Origin of the sequence: Allobosea sp. (genome assembly GCF_035944895.1) — a bacterium.
In the GTDB taxonomy this organism is placed as follows: domain Bacteria; phylum Pseudomonadota; class Alphaproteobacteria; order Rhizobiales; family Beijerinckiaceae; genus Allobosea.
The window spans coordinates 797,749-814,615 of sequence record NZ_DASZAT010000005.1 but is presented as its reverse complement, the minus strand read 5'-3'; the positions used below and the strand labels follow the sequence as shown (position 1 = coordinate 814,615).

Annotated in this window: 16 protein-coding genes; 2 read left to right on the top strand and 14 right to left on the bottom strand. The window is 65.7% G+C overall.

Annotated features, from left to right (window positions below):
• Window positions 1–2: 2 nt before the first annotated feature.
• From VGV58_RS06160 to VGV58_RS06120, 9 genes are all read right to left on the bottom strand, one after another.
• Entirely contained in the window at window positions 3–1,235 is a 1,233-nt protein-coding gene (locus VGV58_RS06160; RefSeq protein WP_465247881.1) for a class I SAM-dependent methyltransferase, read from the bottom strand.
• Between the two features lie 171 nt (window positions 1,236–1,406).
• Window positions 1,407–2,813 (bottom strand): TRAP transporter large permease, encoded by a 1,407-nt coding sequence (locus tag VGV58_RS06155; protein WP_326873089.1) that lies wholly within the window; start codon window positions 2,811–2,813, stop codon window positions 1,407–1,409.
• A 3-nt stretch (window positions 2,814–2,816) separates the two neighbouring features.
• Window positions 2,817–3,395 carry a TRAP transporter small permease gene (locus VGV58_RS06150; RefSeq protein ID WP_326873088.1) on the bottom strand — a complete coding sequence of 193 codons (579 nt, stop codon included), beginning with the start codon at window positions 3,393–3,395 and terminating at the stop codon, window positions 2,817–2,819.
• Window positions 3,396–3,453: 58 nt separating this feature from the next.
• Complete coding sequence (locus VGV58_RS06145; RefSeq protein ID WP_326873087.1) at window positions 3,454–4,425, bottom strand: sialic acid TRAP transporter substrate-binding protein SiaP; 972 nt, start codon at window positions 4,423–4,425, stop codon at window positions 3,454–3,456.
• 43 nt (window positions 4,426–4,468) lie between these two features.
• Window positions 4,469–5,221, bottom strand: coding sequence for a FadR/GntR family transcriptional regulator (locus VGV58_RS06140; protein ID WP_326873086.1), 753 nt, complete (start codon window positions 5,219–5,221; stop codon window positions 4,469–4,471).
• Between the two features lie 128 nt (window positions 5,222–5,349).
• Window positions 5,350–6,135, bottom strand: coding sequence for an ABC transporter ATP-binding protein (locus VGV58_RS06135; protein WP_326873085.1), 786 nt, complete (start codon window positions 6,133–6,135; stop codon window positions 5,350–5,352).
• Window positions 6,132–6,905: an ABC transporter permease gene (locus VGV58_RS06130; protein ID WP_326873084.1), complete on the bottom strand. Its 774-nt coding sequence runs from the start codon at window positions 6,903–6,905 to the stop codon at window positions 6,132–6,134. Before VGV58_RS06130 ends, VGV58_RS06135 begins: the two co-directional genes overlap by 4 nt.
• Window positions 6,902–7,423 carry a mismatch-specific DNA-glycosylase gene (locus tag VGV58_RS06125; RefSeq protein WP_326873083.1) on the bottom strand — a complete coding sequence of 174 codons (522 nt, stop codon included), beginning with the start codon at window positions 7,421–7,423 and terminating at the stop codon, window positions 6,902–6,904. Before VGV58_RS06125 ends, VGV58_RS06130 begins: the two co-directional genes overlap by 4 nt.
• Window positions 7,420–8,373 carry an ABC transporter substrate-binding protein gene (locus VGV58_RS06120; protein WP_326873574.1) on the bottom strand — a complete coding sequence of 318 codons (954 nt, stop codon included), beginning with the start codon at window positions 8,371–8,373 and terminating at the stop codon, window positions 7,420–7,422. Before VGV58_RS06120 ends, VGV58_RS06125 begins: the two co-directional genes overlap by 4 nt.
• 250 nt (window positions 8,374–8,623) lie before the next feature.
• Between VGV58_RS06120 and VGV58_RS06115 the strand changes: the two genes are divergently transcribed.
• Window positions 8,624–10,180, top strand: a complete 1,557-nt coding sequence (locus VGV58_RS06115) for an acetolactate synthase large subunit (protein ID WP_326873573.1) — start codon at window positions 8,624–8,626, stop codon at window positions 10,178–10,180.
• Window positions 10,181–10,278: 98 nt separating this feature from the next.
• On the top strand, window positions 10,279–10,785 hold the full coding sequence (gene msrA / locus VGV58_RS06110) for a peptide-methionine (S)-S-oxide reductase MsrA (protein ID WP_326873082.1): 507 nt from the start codon (window positions 10,279–10,281) through the stop codon (window positions 10,783–10,785).
• A 161-nt stretch (window positions 10,786–10,946) separates the two neighbouring features.
• Here the strand turns inward: msrA and VGV58_RS06105 are convergent, their stop codons facing one another.
• The 5 genes from VGV58_RS06105 to VGV58_RS06085 all read right to left on the bottom strand — a co-directional run bounded on the left by VGV58_RS06105 (window position 10,947) and on the right by VGV58_RS06085 (window position 16,610).
• Complete coding sequence (locus VGV58_RS06105; protein ID WP_326873081.1) at window positions 10,947–11,987, bottom strand: histone deacetylase family protein; 1,041 nt, start codon at window positions 11,985–11,987, stop codon at window positions 10,947–10,949.
• Between the two features lie 65 nt (window positions 11,988–12,052).
• Entirely contained in the window at window positions 12,053–14,371 is a 2,319-nt protein-coding gene (locus VGV58_RS06100; RefSeq protein ID WP_326873080.1) for a putative bifunctional diguanylate cyclase/phosphodiesterase, read from the bottom strand.
• A 34-nt stretch (window positions 14,372–14,405) separates the two neighbouring features.
• Window positions 14,406–15,029: a TetR/AcrR family transcriptional regulator gene (locus VGV58_RS06095; protein ID WP_326873079.1), complete on the bottom strand. Its 624-nt coding sequence runs from the start codon at window positions 15,027–15,029 to the stop codon at window positions 14,406–14,408.
• Entirely contained in the window at window positions 15,026–16,201 is a 1,176-nt protein-coding gene (locus VGV58_RS06090) for an acyl-CoA dehydrogenase family protein (protein ID WP_326873078.1), read from the bottom strand. The genes VGV58_RS06095 and VGV58_RS06090 overlap by 4 nt, the downstream gene beginning before the upstream one ends.
• A gap of 145 nt (window positions 16,202–16,346) precedes the next feature.
• Window positions 16,347–16,610 (bottom strand): hypothetical protein, encoded by a 264-nt coding sequence (locus tag VGV58_RS06085; RefSeq protein WP_326873077.1) that lies wholly within the window; start codon window positions 16,608–16,610, stop codon window positions 16,347–16,349.
• Between the last annotated feature and the right edge of the window lie 257 nt (window positions 16,611–16,867).

Genomic DNA, 16,867 nt, shown 5'->3' with positions numbered 1-16,867 from the left:
CATCATTCGGCCGCCTGCAGCGCCGCGGAGGCGAGGGGCGCCCTGCCCTTGTCGCTCATATAGTCGCGGGTCATCGGCAGCGTGCCGAGCCGCTTGGCGAGCTGGAGCTGGAAGACGACGAGGCCGTCATGACGGAAGCTCGCCTCGGATGCGGCGAGATAGAACTCCCACATCCGCGCGAAGCGTTCGTCATACATCGCCACCGCCTCCTGGCGATGGGCGAGGAAGCGCTCGCGCCAGGCCTTCAGCGTCTCCGCATAGTGCAGGCGCAGCACTTCGACATCGGTGACGATCAGCCCCTCCTTCTCCACCGCCGCCGTGACCTCCGACAGTGCGGGAATGTAGCCGCCGGGGAAGATGTACTTGGCGATGAAGGGGTTGGTCGCGCCGGGCGGGGTGCTGCGGCCGATCGTATGAATCAGCGCGACACCGTCATCCTCCAGCAGCTCGCGGACCTTGGCGAAGTAGTCGCGGTAATAGCCGACGCCGACATGCTCGAACATGCCGACCGAGACGATCCGGTCAAAACGCTCGGGCACGGCCCGGTAGTCCTGCAGGCGGAACTCGACCGGCAGCCCCGATTCCTCGGCTCGCTTGTTCGACGCAGCGAGCTGCTCCTCGGAAAGGGTGATCCCGGTGACCTTCGCCCCGGTTTCCCTGGCGATCGAGAGGCCGAGCCCGCCCCAGCCGGAGCCGATGTCGAGCACGCGCTGGCCTGGCTTCAGCGCCAGCTTCGCCGCGATGCGGCGCTTCTTGGCGGCCTGCGCTTCCTCGAGCGTCGCATCAGGCCGCTCGAAGAAAGCGCAGGAATATTGCTGGTCGGCATCGAGGAAGAGCCGGAAGAACTCGCTCTTCAGATCATAGTGATGACTGACGTTACGCTTGGCCCAGCCCGGCGTGTTGTGCTGCTTCAATCGCCGCACTGCCGTGCGCAACCGGCTCAATCCGCTCGCCCAGGCCGAAGGCGGCTGTCGCGACAGGCCTCGCACCAGGGTTTCGAGCAATTGGTAGATCGTACCGCGCTCGACGATGACACGGCCATCCATCACCGCCTCGCCCAGAGCCAGCTCCGGATCGAGCGCCAGTTTGAATTCGGTCTCACGGTCGGCAATACGCAACTTGATCGCGGGCGCCGACCCCCGCCCGGCCGAATGGAGTGTTCCATCGGCGAACACGACATCAACCCGCGGCTCGCAAATGAGCCGGGACAACATATTCATAAGCAGACTGCGCATGGCGCCACCTCACGGCAGTGCCCCTTCACCATCAAAGATGGCGATCACCTGCGGCAGCGTAACAGTGGGTTCGGCGCAAAGCTGATCCACGCCCGCCGCATGCAGCTGTCAGCCTCCTGACAGAAAAAATGGGGACGGCGGGCCTTTTTCGCCAGCCTGCCGCCCCGCGCCCTATCGGATCATCCCCATGGTGCGCGGCAGCCAGAGCGTCAGCTCGGGAATGAAGGTGATCGCGAACAGCGCCGCGAAGAGCGGGATCAGCCAGGGCAGGATCGCCATGGTGGTGCGCTCGACCGAAAGCTTGGCGACGCGCGAGAGCACGAACAGCACCATGCCAAGCGGCGGGTGCAGCAATCCGATCATCAGGTTCAGCGTCAGGATCAGGCCGAAATGGATCGGATCGACACCGAGCTTGAGCGCGATAGGCAGGAGGATCGGCACGACGATGGTGATCGCCGCGATGGTGTCGAGGAAGCAGCCGATGAACAGCAGCAGCAGATTGACCAGGATCAGGAACACCCATTTGTTCTGGGTGAAGCCGAGGATCAGATCGGAGAGCAGCTGGGCCGTCTGCGAGACCGTGAGCAGCCAGGCGAAGATCGAGGCGGCGGTGACAATGAAGAGCACGGAAGCCGTGGTCTCGATCGTGTCGAAGGTCGCCTTGGTCAGGCTGCGCATGGTCATCGAACGGTAGCGCACGAGGCCGAGGAAGAGCGACCAGATCACGGCTGCGGCAGCCGCTTCCGTGGGCGTGAACCAGCCCATGGTCATGCCGCCGATCAGGATGACCGGCGTCATAAGCGCCATCACGGCCGAGAAATTGAAGTAGTAGTCAAGGGCCAGCAGCAGAGCGAGCGCGATGCCGATGGCAAGGTTCGGGTCGAGCCCGGCGAAGACCAGTGCATAGGCCAGGACCGGGAAGCCCATCACGACCAGCACCTCGATGCCGGCCGAGCCGAGCTCGCGCAGCGAGAACTTGGTATCCGCACCCCATTTGTAGATGCGGGCGAAGATCGCGACCGTCAGCATCATGAACAGCGTCATCACGACGCCAGGGATGACGCCGCCAAGGAAGAGCGCGCCGATCGAGGTGTTCGCCATCATGCCGTAGATGACGAAGGGAAGGGATGGCGGGATAATCGGCCCGAGCGTCGCCGAGGCAGCGGTGACGCCGACTGCGACCTCGGTCGAATAGCCATGGTCCTTCATCGCCTTGATCTCGATCGTGCCGATGCCGGCAGCGTCGGCGATCGCGGTGCCGGACATGCCGGAGAAGATCACCGAGCCGATGATGTTGACCTGGGCGAGGCCGCCCCGCATCCAGCCCACCAGCGCGACGGCGAATGAGTAGATGCGGCCGGTGACGCCGGCGATGTTCATCAGATTGCCGGCGAGGATGAAGAAGGGCACCGCCAGCAGCGGGAAGCTCTCGACGCCAGCGATCATGCGCTGGGCCAGGATCACATCGGGCACGGTGCCGGAGACGAGGATGAAGGCGAGCGAGGCGACGGCCATCGAGATGGCGACGGGCACGCCGAGCACCATCAGGCCGAGGAAGGTTCCGAGCAGGATCAGCATGGATCAGGCCTCCGAGCCGTCGAAGGCCGAGGGACGCTCGAGCACGGAATAGCCGCGGCGCCAGTTCTGCCAGGCAACCTGGATCGAGCGCAGCGTCATCAGCGCGAAGGCGATGACGACAGCGTAGAACACCGGCGATTTCGGGAACTGGATCGTCGTCATCATCTCGTCGGGAATGAGTTCGGCATAGCGGTGCACCAGCACCGTGCCATAGGCGAAGAAGCCGATGCGGATGACATCGACCAGCGTCGAGAGCGCCCGGCCGGCGCTGGGTGACAGATAGCGGTAGAGGAAGTCGACCTGGATGTGCCTGGAAGCACGCACGCAGAGCGATGAGCCGAGGAAGACCACGACGATCAGCGCGTAGATCGCGATCTCCTCGGTCCAGGCGAAGCTGTCATTGAGGACATAGCGAGTGAAGAACTGCGCCACGACGCAGGCAACCATCAGCCAGAAGGCGGCGAGCGTCACCCAATCCTCGAGGCCATAGCCTGAGAGATCGGCCGGCGGCGGCGCCTCGTCGAAGACGTGGGCGATCTCCTCGCTGGTGACTTGGGTATGGACTTCCGGCGTCGTGGTCATGGCATGTTCCGCTCTGGCGAAGGCAGACGGGCCGGCGCGAGGCCGGCCCGCCGTGGCGTCACTTGATCGCCTGGATGCGCTCCCAGTCGGCCTTGCGGTAGCCGTACTGCTCGAAGCTGACGTTCTTCTGGACGGCGGCGAGGAAATCGGCCTTGTCGATCTCGCTGACGGTCAGGCCCTTGTCCTTGAAGACCTGGACCAGCTTCACCTCGTCGGCCTGGATCTTCTTGGTGGCGCGCTCGGCCGCCTCCTGGGCGACGTCGGTGAAGATCTTCTTGTCCTCCGGCGAGAGCTTCGCCCAGAGCTGCTTCGAGACGACCGTGTTGAGATGGTCGACGATGTGGCCGGTGAGCACGATGTGCTTCTGGACCTCGTAGAACTTCTTGGCGTCGATGGTGTTGAGCGGGTTCTCCTGCGCCTCGACCGTGCCGTTCTGCAAGGCGAGGTAGACCTCGGCGAAGGCGATCGGCGTGGTGTTGGCGCCGCAGGCGCGCGGCATGGCGAGATAGGCCGGCACGTCGGGCACGCGGATCTTCAGACCCTTCATGTCGGCGCAGGTCTTGATCGGCTTGTTCGAGGTGGTGTGGCGGGTGCCGTAATAGGTCACGGCCAGGATCTGGTGGCCGCTCTTCTCCTCATAGCCCTTGGCCATCTCCTTGAAGACGTCGCTCTTCACATAGGCGAGCAGATGGTCGGGCCCACGGAAGATGAAGGGGTAATAGGTCACGCCGATCGGCGGATAGGCGCGGGCGGCGAAGCTCGAGCCGGAGATGATCATGTCGACCGTGCCGAGCGTCAGGCCCTGGTTGATGTCAGTCTCCTTGCCGAGCTGCGAGGCCGGGTAGACCGTGATCTCGTATTTGCCGTTGGTGCGCTTCTTGATCTCGTCGGCTGCCCAGACCGACTCGGTGTGGAACGGCTCGGAGGTCTCGTAGACATGGGCCCATTTCAGCTTGGTCTGGCCCTGTGCCGGGGCGATCGCGAAAAGAGCGCCGGCGGCGAGCGCGGCAAGTGCGTAGTGCAACTTCATGGTCTGTCCTCCCTGGAACTCTTGGATGCGGTCGAATCCTGCGTCATTTGATCGGGCGCGGCCGGCGCTGACGCTCGCCTGCCCGCTTGAGGTCGGTGTCGCCGAAGCTCTGCGAAAAGCGCTCCTGCGAGGCCTGGAGATGAGCGCACATCGTCGCGCGAGCGGCATCACGGTCGCCCTGTGCGAGCGCCGCATGAATGGCGCGATGCTCGCGCGCCGCCGAACGCCATGACTCTTCGTTCTCGAAATACTGCGCGAGCTGGCGGAAATACGGGCTCATGCGCTGGTCGAAGAGCTCGCCGACGCAGCGCACCAGCACGGTGTTGCCCAGCATCGCCGCGATCTCGACGTGGAAGGCCCGGTCGAGCGCGATCAGCTGCTCCGCCGGCAAACCCGGCTGCTCCATCTGGTCGAGGATGCCGGCGAGCCCGGCCAGCTGCGCGGGCGTCGCCTGCCCCGCCGCATCGGCCGCGACCGCGCCCTCGACCAGCCGGCGCGCCGCCAGCACCTCGAACGGCCCCTCGACGGGAAAGCCAGCCCCGGCGGCATGCGCTGCGGCTTGGGCGGGATCGACGATGTAGACGCCCGAGCCCATGCGGATACGCACGCGGCCTTCGACCTCGAGCGCGATCAGCGCCTCGCGCACCGAGGGACGGGAGACGCCGAGTTTCTCCGCGAGTTCGCGCTCGGGCGGCAAGCGGCTGCCGACCGGGAATTCATGCTGGTCGATGAGATGGCGCAACTGATCGGCGATCTGCCGATACAGTCGTGGTGACTCGACGACTGCGAGCGGCATCGGCTCCCCGGACCCTTCCCTGCGCCACCCGTCTTGGGTGGCATCGATTTGGCCATGTGGTCAGGCCAATTTCGACAGGAAAAGAACCACCATACCGGCCGGGAGTCAACCGGTATGGTGGCTTCGCGTCAGTGTCCCTCGGCCGCCAGCACCGCCTCGACCCGGATCTCCTCGACCAGCCGCTCCTTCAGTGCGACGAATTCCGGCGTGGTCTTGATCGTGTAGGGCCTGGGGTGCGGCAGCTCGACCGGGATGTCGGCCTTGATCCGCCCCGGGCGGGCGCTCATCACCACGACGCGCGAGCCGACGAAGATCGCCTCCTCGATGTCGTGGGTGACGAAGAGGACGGTCTTCTGCTCGCGCTCCCAGATGCCGAGCAGCATCTCCTGCATCAAGGCGCGCGTCTGGTTATCGAGCGCGCCGAAGGGCTCGTCGAGCAGCAGGATCTTGGGATCGTTTGCAAGCGCGCGGGCGATCGCGGTGCGCTGCTGCATGCCGCCGGAGAGCTGCTTGGGGAAATGGTCGACGAAGCCGGAGAGCCCAACACGCTCGGCCCATTTGCGGGCGATGTCGAGCCGCTCGCGTTCCGGCACGCCCTTCTCGCGCAGGCCGAAGGCGATGTTCTGCACCACGCTCAGCCAGGGGAAGAGCGTGTAGCTCTGGAAGACGAAGCCGCGATCGGCACCCGGCCCGGTGACGGGAGCGCCATCGAGCAGGATCTTGCCCTCGCTCGCCGTCTCCAGCCCGCCGACGATGCGCAGCAGCGTCGACTTCCCGCAGCCGGAGGGGCCGAGGATGGTAATGAAGTCGTTGTCGGCGACATTGAGCGAGGTCGGCATCAGCGCCCGCGTCGGCTGGCCCTTGCCGCGGGCCGGGAAGACCTTGCCGACCTGGTCGATCAGAAGCTTGCTCATGCCTGCGCCCACGGGAAGAGGCGCTGGTTGATCGCCTTGAAGAGGAAATCCGAAATCAGGCCGATCAGGCCGATGACGATGATGCCGAAGATGATCTGCCCGGTGTTCAGCAGCGCCTGGCTGTCGGTGATCATATGGCCGATGCCGGAAGACGAGCCGATCAACTCGGCGACGATGACATAGGTCCAGGCCCAGCCGAGGACGAGGCGGAAGATCTCGGCGATCTCCGGCGCGGCATTGGGCAGGAGCACGCGCCGCACCACCGAGGAATCGCTGGCGCCCAGCGTATAGGCAGCGTCGACCAGGTCCCGCCTGATGCCACCGACCGCGACCGCGATCATCAGCACGAGCTGGAAGAACGAACCGATGAAGATGACCAGCAGCTTCTGCGTCTCGCCGATGCCGGCCCAGAGGATCAGCAGCGGGATGAAGGCCGAGGCCGGCAGATAGCGCGCGAAGGAGACGAAGGGCTCGAGGAAGGCCTCGACCGACTTATAGGCGCCCATCAGGATTCCGAGCGGCAAGGCCACGATCACCGCCAGAACGAAACCACCCAGCACCCGCCAGATCGTCATGCCGATATCGACGATGAAGCCGTGGTTGACGAGCAGGTTCCAACCTTCGCCCACCATGGTCAGCGGGTCGGCGAGGAAGAGCTTCTGGACATAGCCACCGAAGGTCGCGGCCGACCAGACCGCGACGAAGAGCGCGAAGAAGGCGATGCCGTAGCCAACACGAGCGGCGGCAGAGACCGGCTGGAGTGGTTTCATCGTCTGAGACTTGTTTCCTTCACGAGGGCGGCGAGTTCACGCCAGGGCTCGATAGACCAGTAGCCGGAGGCCGCCCCGGAGGTGGACGGCAGGATGAAGACGCGGCTTCCTACAAGGGAGGATGGCTGCAGGCCATAGGCGAGCTTCAGCCCCCTCTCCTCCTCCAATACAGCCTGCGCGGCACGCTTGCCGTTGAAAGCGATGACCGCCGGGGCGTACTCGCGAATCTTGGCCAGGAAGCCGGTGATATCGACATGGTGCCGCATCAACGCCGTGTCGGGGCCGGATGTCCGCTTCGCGACGTCGGTGAAGCCGATGCCGTAGCGCGGCAACATCAGAGAATCTGTCGGGCCGAGCGGCTCCGGAACCAGCCCCGTCTCGAACAGGGTCTTCCAGAACTTGTTGCCGGGGCCGGCATAGTAAGCGCCCCGCCGGGCGGAGACCGCTCCGGCCTGCGTGCCGCAGAACACGACACGCAAGCCGGCGGTCAGAACGTCCGGCAGGACGTCACCGCTCACTTGCCGGCGACGTACTTGGTCTCGACCAGCGTGGCGATATCGGGCTTGGCCTTGATCAGGCCGATCTCGAGCAGCAGCTCGGCCGCCTTGGTGGTGAAGGCCTGCCACTCGCCGTCGAAGAACTTCTTGTTGCCCTCGGCGTCGGACCAGCGCAGGTAGTTCGCCGACTTGCCGAACTGCTCGCCGGTCTGCTTCACATCGGCGCCCATGATGCCATAGGCCTTGGCCTGATCGGCCTTGATCAGCTCGAGCGCGTCGAAATAGCTCTTGGTCAGCGCCTTGGCGGCGGTGTCGTTCTCGGCCAGGAATTTCGGCGTGCAGCCGAAGGTGTCCATCACCATCGGGTAGTCGAGCGTGGTGGCGATGATCTTGCCGGCCTCAGGCTTCTCGCGCACGGCCGAGAGATAGGGCTCGTAGGTCATGGCAGCGTCGTTCTGGCCGGCGATGAAGGCCTGCGCCGCCGGGCCGGGCTCCATGTTGACGACGCTGACATCCTTCACCGACATGCCGTTCTCCTTGAGGATCCAGGCGAGGGCGAAATAGGGCGAGGTGCCGGGCGCGGAAGCCGCGACCGTCTTGCCCTTGAGGTCCTTGATCGAGCTGGTCGAACCGCGCACGGCCATGCCGTCGGCGCCATAGCTCTTGTCGAGCTGGAAGATCTGCTTGGTCTTGATGCCGGCGGCGTCCCAGACGATCCAGGTCTCGACCGTGGTCGCGGCGCACTGGATGGCGCCGGAGGCCATGGCGAGGTGGCGGTCCTTCTGCGGGATCTTCTGGATCGTGACGTCGAGGCCATTCTTGGCGAAGATGCCGGCCTCCTTGGCGAGCACCAGCGGCGCGAAGCCGGTCCAGCCGGAAATGCCGATATTGACCTTGGTCTGCGCCTGCGCGCCACCGGCGGCCATGAGAGCCGCAAGGCCGATCCCGGCCAGCATCCCGATACGCTTCACACCCGTCATGACGAACCCTTTCCCCTCTTGTTTTCCGCTGCGGCGGACACCCCGGCCAACGCAGCCCGATCGCATCCGATAAAGCAAGCTTCGTTCCAATTCACGTTAAATGCATATGCAAATCCGTCAAGGCGGCATCACCCGGACTTGGGCAAGCAATGACATTCTCTTGTTTGACACTCCGGTAGTGATCCCTTCCCCTCCACGTGACGGGCGCGAAGCGCCCTTGGCTATCGAGAGGTTCTTCCGGATGAATGGCGCCGACCGCCTGTGCGACACGCTGCTGGTCAACGATGTCGATGTCTGCTTCGCCAATCCCGGCACCTCCGAAATGCATTTCGTCGCGGCGCTCGACCGCAAGCCGCAGATGCGCTGCGTGCTCGGCCTGTTCGAGGGCGTGGTCACCGGCGCGGCCGACGGCTATGCCCGCATGGCCGACAAGCCAGCGGCGACGCTGCTGCATTGCGGGCCGGGCATGGCGAACGCGCTCGCCAACATGCACAACGCCCGGCGCGCCTGGACGCCGATGATCAACGTGGTCGGCGATCACGCGACCTACCATCTCCAGCATGACGCGCCGCTGACCAGCGACATCGAGAGCCTCGCCCGTCCGATGTCGCATTTCGTGCGCCGGATCGCCTCCGCCGAGGATGTCGGCCCGGCGATCGGCGAGGCCTATGCGGCATCGCTGTCGCTGCCCGGCGTCACCACCGTGATCCTGCCGGCCGATTGCGCCTGGGGCAGCGTCGAGCCGGCGGAGCTGAAGCGGACGCCGGTGCCGGCGCCCAGGCAGGTCGATCAGGCGCAAATCCGCGAGGTTGCCACCCTGCTGCGCAAGCACGGCTCGCGCGCTGCGATCATGCTGACCGGTTCGGCGCTGCGCGAGGGGCCGATGGCGATGGCCGCACGCATCTGCGCCGCGACCGGCGCGCAGATCTTCTCGCAGATGTCGAACGGACGGATCGAGCGCGGCGCCGGCCGTGTTGCGATCCCGAAGGTGTTCTATCCGATCGATATGGCGCTGCAGCAGCTCGCCAATATCGACCTGCTCGTCCTGATCGGCGCCCAAGTGCCGGTCGGCTTCTTCGCCTATCCGGGCAAGCCGGGCCGGTTAGTGCATGAGAATTGCCAGGTCGAGCAACTGGCCGTGCCGGGCGACGACCTGCCGGGGACGATCGAAGCACTAGCCGACGAGCTCTCGGCGCGGGCGACGCCGCCCGCCTTCATCGCCGCGCCGCAGGCAGCGGATCAGGCGCTCCCGACCGGTACGCTCGACGCCGACAAGGTCTGCGCCATCGTCACGCGGCTCCTGCCGGAGAATTCGATCATCTGCGACGAATCCGTCTCGTCGGGCCGCAGCTTCTACTATGACTGCCATGGCGCGCCGCAGCACGACTACATCCAGCTCACCGGCGGCTCGATCGGCGAAGGCATTCCGCTCTGCGTCGGCGCGGCGGTCGCCTGCCCCGACCGCAAGGTCATCGGCATGCAGGCCGACGGCTCGGGCATGTATACGGTGCAGGGTCTGTGGACGCAGGCGCGCGAGAACCTCGACGTCGTCACCGTGGTCTTCGCCAACCGGACCTATGCGATCCTGCATGGCGAGATGCGCAATGTCGGCGTCAACGATTTCGGCCGCAACGCCAAGCTGATGCTCAATCTCGACGAGCCGGCGCTCGACTGGGTCTCGATGGCGAAGGGCATGGGCGTCGAGGCCGGCCGCGCCACCACGGCCGAGGAGTTCGCCAGGCTGTTCAAGGGCGCGCTGGGGCGGAAGGGGCCGTTCCTGATCGAGGCGGTGATCTAGTCGCCGCCCCATGAAGGCGTTGTCAATCGTAACCAAACGCACCGACATGGCGAACTCAGGCTTCGATGCTTATCTTGCCGGGATCAAGGAGGTTTGACATGACGGAACGTGCTGTACTCGCAGGCGGTTGCTTCTGGGGCATGCAGGACCTGATCCGCAAGCTCCCCGGTGTCGAGACGACAAGGGTCGGCTACACCGGCGGCGACGTGAAGAACGCGACCTATCGCAACCACGGGAGCCATGCCGAGGGCATCGAGATCGTCTTCGACCCCGCCAGGATCGGCTACCGGCAACTGGTCGAGTTCTTCTTCCAGATCCACGACCCGACCACGCTGAACCGCCAGGGCAACGACCTCGGCACCAGCTATCGCTCCGGGATCTACTATGTCGACGAGACCCAGAAGAAGATCGCCGAGGAGGTCATAGCCGAGGTGAACGCGTCAGGCCGCTGGCCCGGCCGCGTGACCACGGAAGTGAAGCCCGAAGGCGACTTCTGGGAGGCCGAGCCCGAGCACCAGGATTACCTGGAGCGCTATCCAGCCGGCTACACCTGCCACTGGATCCGCCCGGACTGGGTGCTGCCGCGCCGCGAGGCGGCGGAGTAGCGATCCGCGACAGCCCCTTCTCCCCTCGGGGAGAAGGTGGCCCGGCGCAGCCGGGTCGGATGAGGGAAGGGCCGCGCAAGCGGCCCTTTTTTCGTCTCACCCGGTCAAAGCGCCCTCATCCCCCTGCCGGGACCTTCTCCCCCGAGGGGAGAAGGAAGCTGCTACTTGAACCCGCTCAGGAACGCATCGAGGCACTCGCCGATCGCCTCGATCGCGTAGCCACCTTCCTGAACCACCAGGGTCGGCAGGCCGAGCGCCTTCACCTTCGCGCCGATCGTGCCGAAATCGGCAGACTCCAGCTTGAGCACGCCGATCGGATCGTCCTTGTGGGCGTCGTAGCCGAGCGCGATCACCAGAGCCTCCGCGCCGAATTCGCGGATTGCACGGCCGGCGCGGTCGACCGCCGCTTCCATCTCGGCGCCGCCGGCACCATGGGCGAGCGGCAGGTTGAGATTGTACCCCTCGCCCGGCCCGTTGCCGCGTTCGTCCGCATAGCCGGTGAAGAAGGGGTAATAGTCCACCGGGTCGGCATGGACCGAGATCGTCAGCACGTCGTCGCGGCGATAGAAAATCTGCTGGGTGCCGTCGCCGTGATGGGCGTCGACATCGAGGATCGCGACCTTGCCGAACTTCGAGCGCAGGCGCTGCGCCGCGATCGCGCTGTTGTTGAGATAGCAGAAGCCGGTGGCGCGGTCGGCGCGGGCATGATGGCCGGACGGACGGCAGAGCGAATAGACCGCTCGCTCACCAGCGATGACCGCATCGGCACCGGACACCGCCGTCTCGGCCGAGCGCAGGGTCGAGAGCCAGCAATGCTCGCCGACCGGCACGGAGAGATCGCCGAGATACCAGCCGAGCTGGCCCATGATCCCGGTCGGCCGACAGGGCGGGCGGACATCCTCGTCGGTGCGGCCACTCCAATAGGGGAAGGTGTTGGGCCAGGCCTCCGGTCCGCGCTCGGGCAGAGCCAGCCAGCGCTGCCAAAGCCCCTCGAGAAAACGGACGAAGCCCTCGTCATGGACGACCAGGATCGGGTCGATGCCGTGCTCGGCCGAGCGCTCCGGCGTGACGCCGTGCTTGGCAAGCGCGCCGAGCAGCCGTTCAGTCCGTTCCGGCAGGTCCTTGGGTGCCACGATCTTGCCGAAGCGCATATATTGCTGCGGATCGTGCTTGGACTGGTCGGGGTGATAGAAGGCGCGCATGCAAGGCTCCGGTCTTTGATGCCGGCATAGCGCCACGAAAATTGCGTCGCGACCAGTGCGCCTGATCAGGCGGCGGCACTATCCCCGTGCATGGCATCGCCCTTGGGCAGCAGGTCCGGCAGTTGCAGCAGCCAGGGCACGCGGCCGGCGGGAGCAGGCCTGGCGTAGCGATAGCCCTGCGCGAAACGGCAGCCCTGCTCCTTCAGGAAGGCCTCCTGCTCGGCGGTCTCGACGCCCTCGGCGATGACATCGAGACGCAGATCCGTGGCGAGCCGGAGCAGCGCCTTCACGATCGCCGCATCGCCGCCATTCTCGGTGACGTGGCTGACGAAGCCGCGGTCGATCTTGAGCGCATCGACCTGGAAGCGCTTGAGATGGGTGAGCGAGGCATAGCCGGTGCCGAAATCGTCGAGCGCGACGCGCAGGCCGGCGGCGCGCAAGGTCTTCAGCGTGCGCTCGGCCTCGTCGGCATTGCGGGTGAGCAGCACCGTCTCGGTGACCTCGACGCCGAAATGGCTGGCCGGCACGCCGGCGGCGGCGAGCTGGCCGAGCAGGCGCTCCGGCAGCGCCGGGTCGCGGAAGACGCTGGCCGCGAGGTTGACGCAGACATGGCCGACATCGAGCCCGGCATTCAGCCAGCGGCGCAGATCGCTCACGACGGCGACGATAATCGCGTCGCTGATCCCGTTGGCGATCTCGGGATCCTGGAAGCCTTCCTGGAAGGCGGCAGCCGGAATGATGCCACGCTCGGAATGGCGCCAGCGCGCGAGAGCCTCGAAGCCGACGATCCGGCCGGTCTCGACCGCGACCTGCGGCTGGTAATAGGGCAGGATGCGCTCGTCCTTGAGCGCGCCGGCCAATCCCTGGCAGACCGCGACGCGGCGCGCCATCGCTGCCCGCATCGCCGGCTCGTAGACGATCGCCATGTTGCGGCCGTTCGCCTTGGCCCGGTAGAGCGCGAGATCGGCGTCCTTCATCAGTTCGACGCCGTCGCGATCGTGCTCGGGCGCGAGCGCGATGCCGAGGCTCGCCCGCGTCGCGATCATCTGGCCGGCATGCTCGCAGGGCTCGCGTAAAACCTCGATCAGCGCTTCCCCCCGCGTCAGGGCCTGGAACCCTGTCAGCCGCCGCGTCGAGAGCACGACGAATTCGTCGCCGCCAAGCCGAGCCACGAGTTCGTCGGGGCCAATCGCGGCTGCGAGCCGCTTCGCCGCCTCGATCAGCAGCGCATCGCCGGCGTCATGGCCGAGCGTGTCGTTGATCGACTTGAAGTCGTCGAGATCGATCAGGAAGAGCGCGACCGCCCCGCCCTTGCTCGCCATCCGCGCCAGGGCCTGCTGCATCCGCTCGTGGAACAGCAGACGATTGGGCAGGCCGGTCAGCGCGTCATGCGTCGCCTGCCTGCGAGTGCGGGCTTCGGCGGCCTTGCGGTCGGTGATATCGACGATGCCGGCGACGACGGCCGGATTCTCGCCGATCGGCAATGTCGTGGCGGTGATCAGCACGTCGCGGACAGCGCCGCTGCCATCGCAGACCTGCGCCTCATGGCCTTCGATCTGGTCATGGTCCTTCAGCAAGCGAGCGATGACGCGGCGATTGCCGCCGTCGAGCAGGATGTCCTGCACCTGTGCCTGCGTGACCGCGTCGCCGAAATAGCGTTTGGCGGCATCGTTACCGCGCAGGAAACGGCCGTCGCCGCGCGAGGTGACGACGAGCGGGATCGGCACCGCCATGAAGATTCGCTCGATCATCGCCTGGCTGGCGCCAAGCTCGTCCTTGGCCTGGCGCTCGGCCTGGGTCGCCGCCCATTCGAGCCGTCGCAGCCGGTTGCCGTGAACGACGACAAGGCCGAGCGCGAAGTTGAGCATGACGAGAACGAGGATCAGGCCGGGCAAGGTCGAGGGCAGCTCGCCGTAGCCGAGATAGCCGGCCAGCATCAGCGCGCTGCAACCCAGCCCGAGGACAAGCGTCCAGCGGAAGGCGGTCGGCGCCACCAGATAGAAGATCGAGGGCAGCATCAGCACGACGAAGAGGGCGAGATCGCTGCGCGACGACACCAGCAGCGCGACCATGAGTCCGGTCGTGACCTCCCAGCCGATGAGGACGGCCTGCGCCTGCGAGAAGCGCGTCGCCTTGCGCACCAGCGCAAAGCAGAGAAGCGAGGCAAAGACGACCATCAGGCGCGCCGGCACGGCGACGAAGAAGTGCGGCGTGCCATGGAAGCGCCAGTCGCTGGCGAGGAAGAGCGTGTTGAGGACCGCCGAGATCAGGAAGATCAGTCGGCACTGCCGCAGCGTCTCGCCGAAGCGCGCATCGCGAAACGCCACCTCGCGGGCGGAATCCCGGAATTCGCCACCAAATCGGAACAGGCCGTCGCGCGTCATGCCTCAGCCTCGCCCGGCACGAGTCAAGGGCAGGTTAAAGCGAGGCGGCCGCCGCATCCTTCGGCGCGACAAGCGCCGCGAGCTCGCCGGCAAGTTGCGCGATGTCGAAACGGCCTTCGCGATACCAGTCGACAGAGCCGTTCATCGCGCCGAGCAGGAAGAGCCGCAGCCGTTCGGGTACGACGCCGGGCACGAGCACGCCGGCGGCGGCCAGCTCCTCGACCAAGGCCCGCCAGAGATCGTCATAGACGCGCCGCGTGCGACGTACGCTCTCGGGCGTCGGGTTTTCACCGAAGCTGAAGACCTTGATGCTGGCGCAGGTGTAGTCGGAATGGCCGTGCAAGGCGGACAGGTGCGCCGCGATCGCCGCTTCGAGCCGGCTGCGCATGTCGGCCTTGTCGGCCGCGCCCAAGGCGGCGAGCACCGCTTCGTGGACGAAACCGACACCGTCATTGACCACCGCCTCGACGATCTCCTCCTTCGAACGGAAATGGTGATAGAGGCTGGCCTTGCGGATGCCGACCGCCTCGGCAATCTCGCGCAGGCTGGTCTGGTGATAGCCATTGCTGCGCAGCAGGCGCGCCGCATGATCGAGGATCAGGCGGCGCGCGCCACCCTCCAGCTCTGCCCGCTCGGCGCGCCCCGACACCACCGTCACAGCCGCTTCGCCACCTCTTCGAGCATGACCTCGGTGGCGCCGCCGCCGATCGCCTGGACGCGGGCATCGCGGGCCATGCGCTCGATCGCGCTCTCGCGCATGAAGCCCATGCCGCCATGGAACTGGACGCAGGCATACATGACTTCGTTGACCAGCTCGCCGCAATAGGCCTTGACCATCGAGACCTCGCGCGTCGCGTCGAAGCCCTTGGCGTCGAGCCAGGCGGCGTGATGGACCAGCTGACGCCCGGCCTCGACCTTGGCGGAGAGCATGGCGAGCTTCTGGCGGATCGCCTGCTTCTGCCAGAGCGGAGCGCCGAAGGCTGTGCGGGTGCGGACATAGTCGACCGTCAGTTCGATCGCGGCCTGCGCCTCGCCCATCGCCATGGCGCCGATCACGGTGCGCTCATTCTGGAAGTTGCGCATGATCGCGTAGAAGCCGCGCCCCTCGCCGCCGAGCAGGTTCTCTGCCGGAATACGGCAGTCCTCGAAAACCAGCTCGGCCGTATCGGAAGAGCGCCAGCCATGCTTGTCGAGGGCGCGGCTGACGCGGAAGCCGGGCGTGTCCTTCTCGACCAGGAACATCGAGACCGACTGCGACGGCTTGGCCGAAGCATCGGTCTTGGCGGCGACACAATAGAGATCGGCATGGACGCCGTTGGTGATGAACATCTTGGCGCCGTTCAGCACATAGGAATCGCCGTCGCGCCGGGCTGTTGTGCGGATGCCCTTCACGTCGGAGCCGGCGTCAGGCTCGGTGACGGCAATGGCGCAGATCACCTTGCCGGCGACGATATCGGGCATCCAGCGATCGCGCTGCGCCTTGCTGCCGGCATTGAAGACATGGACCGAGGCCATGTCGGTATGAACCAGCGCGGTGATCGCAAAGCCCGAGAAGGTCGAGCGGCCGAGCTCCTCGGCCAGCACCACGGTCGCGAGCGTATCGAGTTCCGAGCCGCCATATTCGGCGGGGTAGCGGATGCCGAGGAAGCCGAGCTCGCCCATGCGCGCCAGCACCTGCCGCGGCACCATGCCGGCCTCTTCCCAGGCCAGCCCGTGCGGCTTGACCTCGCTTGCGACGAAGCGGCGCAGCTGGTCGCGCAGCGCCTCGTGTTCCTCGTTGAAATAGGGCGAGCGCAGCGTTCCGCCGCCAACCGCATCGAAACCGTCCATCGCCGCCATCATCTCCGCTGCCTTTCAGATCAGCCTAACCTACCGTCCGGCAGGTAGACAATCTCCCATGCCGGACATGAAAAGAGGGGCCGCGAGGCCCCTCTTCCTCCGGGCCGGGCGATCGCCGGCTGGCTACATTTCGGAATCAGTTGCAGCCGCAGCCATGCCCGCCATTGCCGATCCCGATGCCGCCCCGACCGACGCTGACCTTGTTGCCGTTGAGGATACCGTTGCCGCTCAGCACCGAGACGTTGTTGAGCACCTTGACGTTGGAGACGGCGGTGGTGACCGAAGCCACCGTGGTGACCAGACCGCCGAGAAGGCCGCCGCCGCGGCCACCCTTGCTGCCGGCGAAGGCCGGAGTGACGGAAAAGGCAGCGATCGAGGCAAGAACAATAGCGTATTTCATCTTTCTCTCCCTGCACTCGCTCCGGGTATCGAAGCGATATACACGTTTTGGTTGTATTTCATTTTTTCCGCAACCTGAACACATTATTAACCATACTTGCTAGCGTTAACCGCGCCGCGCTCGAATACAGTTGCACATGACTCATAGATAAACGCGTATTACACTATACTTATTCTTGGATTTACGATCGATATCTTGGCTATATTAACCGATCATTAGGCATGATCACCTATCCTCGACTGAGAGGGGTGATACGC

Coding starts and splice junctions, on each gene's coding strand:
- VGV58_RS06160 (WP_465247881.1), bottom strand. CDS start 1,235: ATGCGCAGTCTGCTTATGAATATGTTGTCCCGGCTCATTTGCGAGCCG.
- VGV58_RS06155 (WP_326873089.1), bottom strand. CDS start 2,813: ATGCTGATCCTGCTCGGAACCTTCCTCGGCCTGATGGTGCTCGGCGTG.
- VGV58_RS06150 (WP_326873088.1), bottom strand. CDS start 3,395: ATGACCACGACGCCGGAAGTCCATACCCAAGTCACCAGCGAGGAGATC.
- VGV58_RS06145 (WP_326873087.1), bottom strand. CDS start 4,425: ATGAAGTTGCACTACGCACTTGCCGCGCTCGCCGCCGGCGCTCTTTTC.
- VGV58_RS06140 (WP_326873086.1), bottom strand. CDS start 5,221: ATGCCGCTCGCAGTCGTCGAGTCACCACGACTGTATCGGCAGATCGCC.
- VGV58_RS06135 (WP_326873085.1), bottom strand. CDS start 6,135: ATGAGCAAGCTTCTGATCGACCAGGTCGGCAAGGTCTTCCCGGCCCGC.
- VGV58_RS06130 (WP_326873084.1), bottom strand. CDS start 6,905: ATGAAACCACTCCAGCCGGTCTCTGCCGCCGCTCGTGTTGGCTACGGC.
- VGV58_RS06115 (WP_326873573.1), top strand. CDS start 8,624: ATGAATGGCGCCGACCGCCTGTGCGACACGCTGCTGGTCAACGATGTC.
- msrA (WP_326873082.1), top strand. CDS start 10,279: ATGACGGAACGTGCTGTACTCGCAGGCGGTTGCTTCTGGGGCATGCAG.
- VGV58_RS06105 (WP_326873081.1), bottom strand. CDS start 11,987: ATGCGCGCCTTCTATCACCCCGACCAGTCCAAGCACGATCCGCAGCAA.
- VGV58_RS06100 (WP_326873080.1), bottom strand. CDS start 14,371: ATGACGCGCGACGGCCTGTTCCGATTTGGTGGCGAATTCCGGGATTCC.
- VGV58_RS06090 (WP_326873078.1), bottom strand. CDS start 16,201: ATGGACGGTTTCGATGCGGTTGGCGGCGGAACGCTGCGCTCGCCCTAT.
- VGV58_RS06085 (WP_326873077.1), bottom strand. CDS start 16,610: ATGAAATACGCTATTGTTCTTGCCTCGATCGCTGCCTTTTCCGTCACT.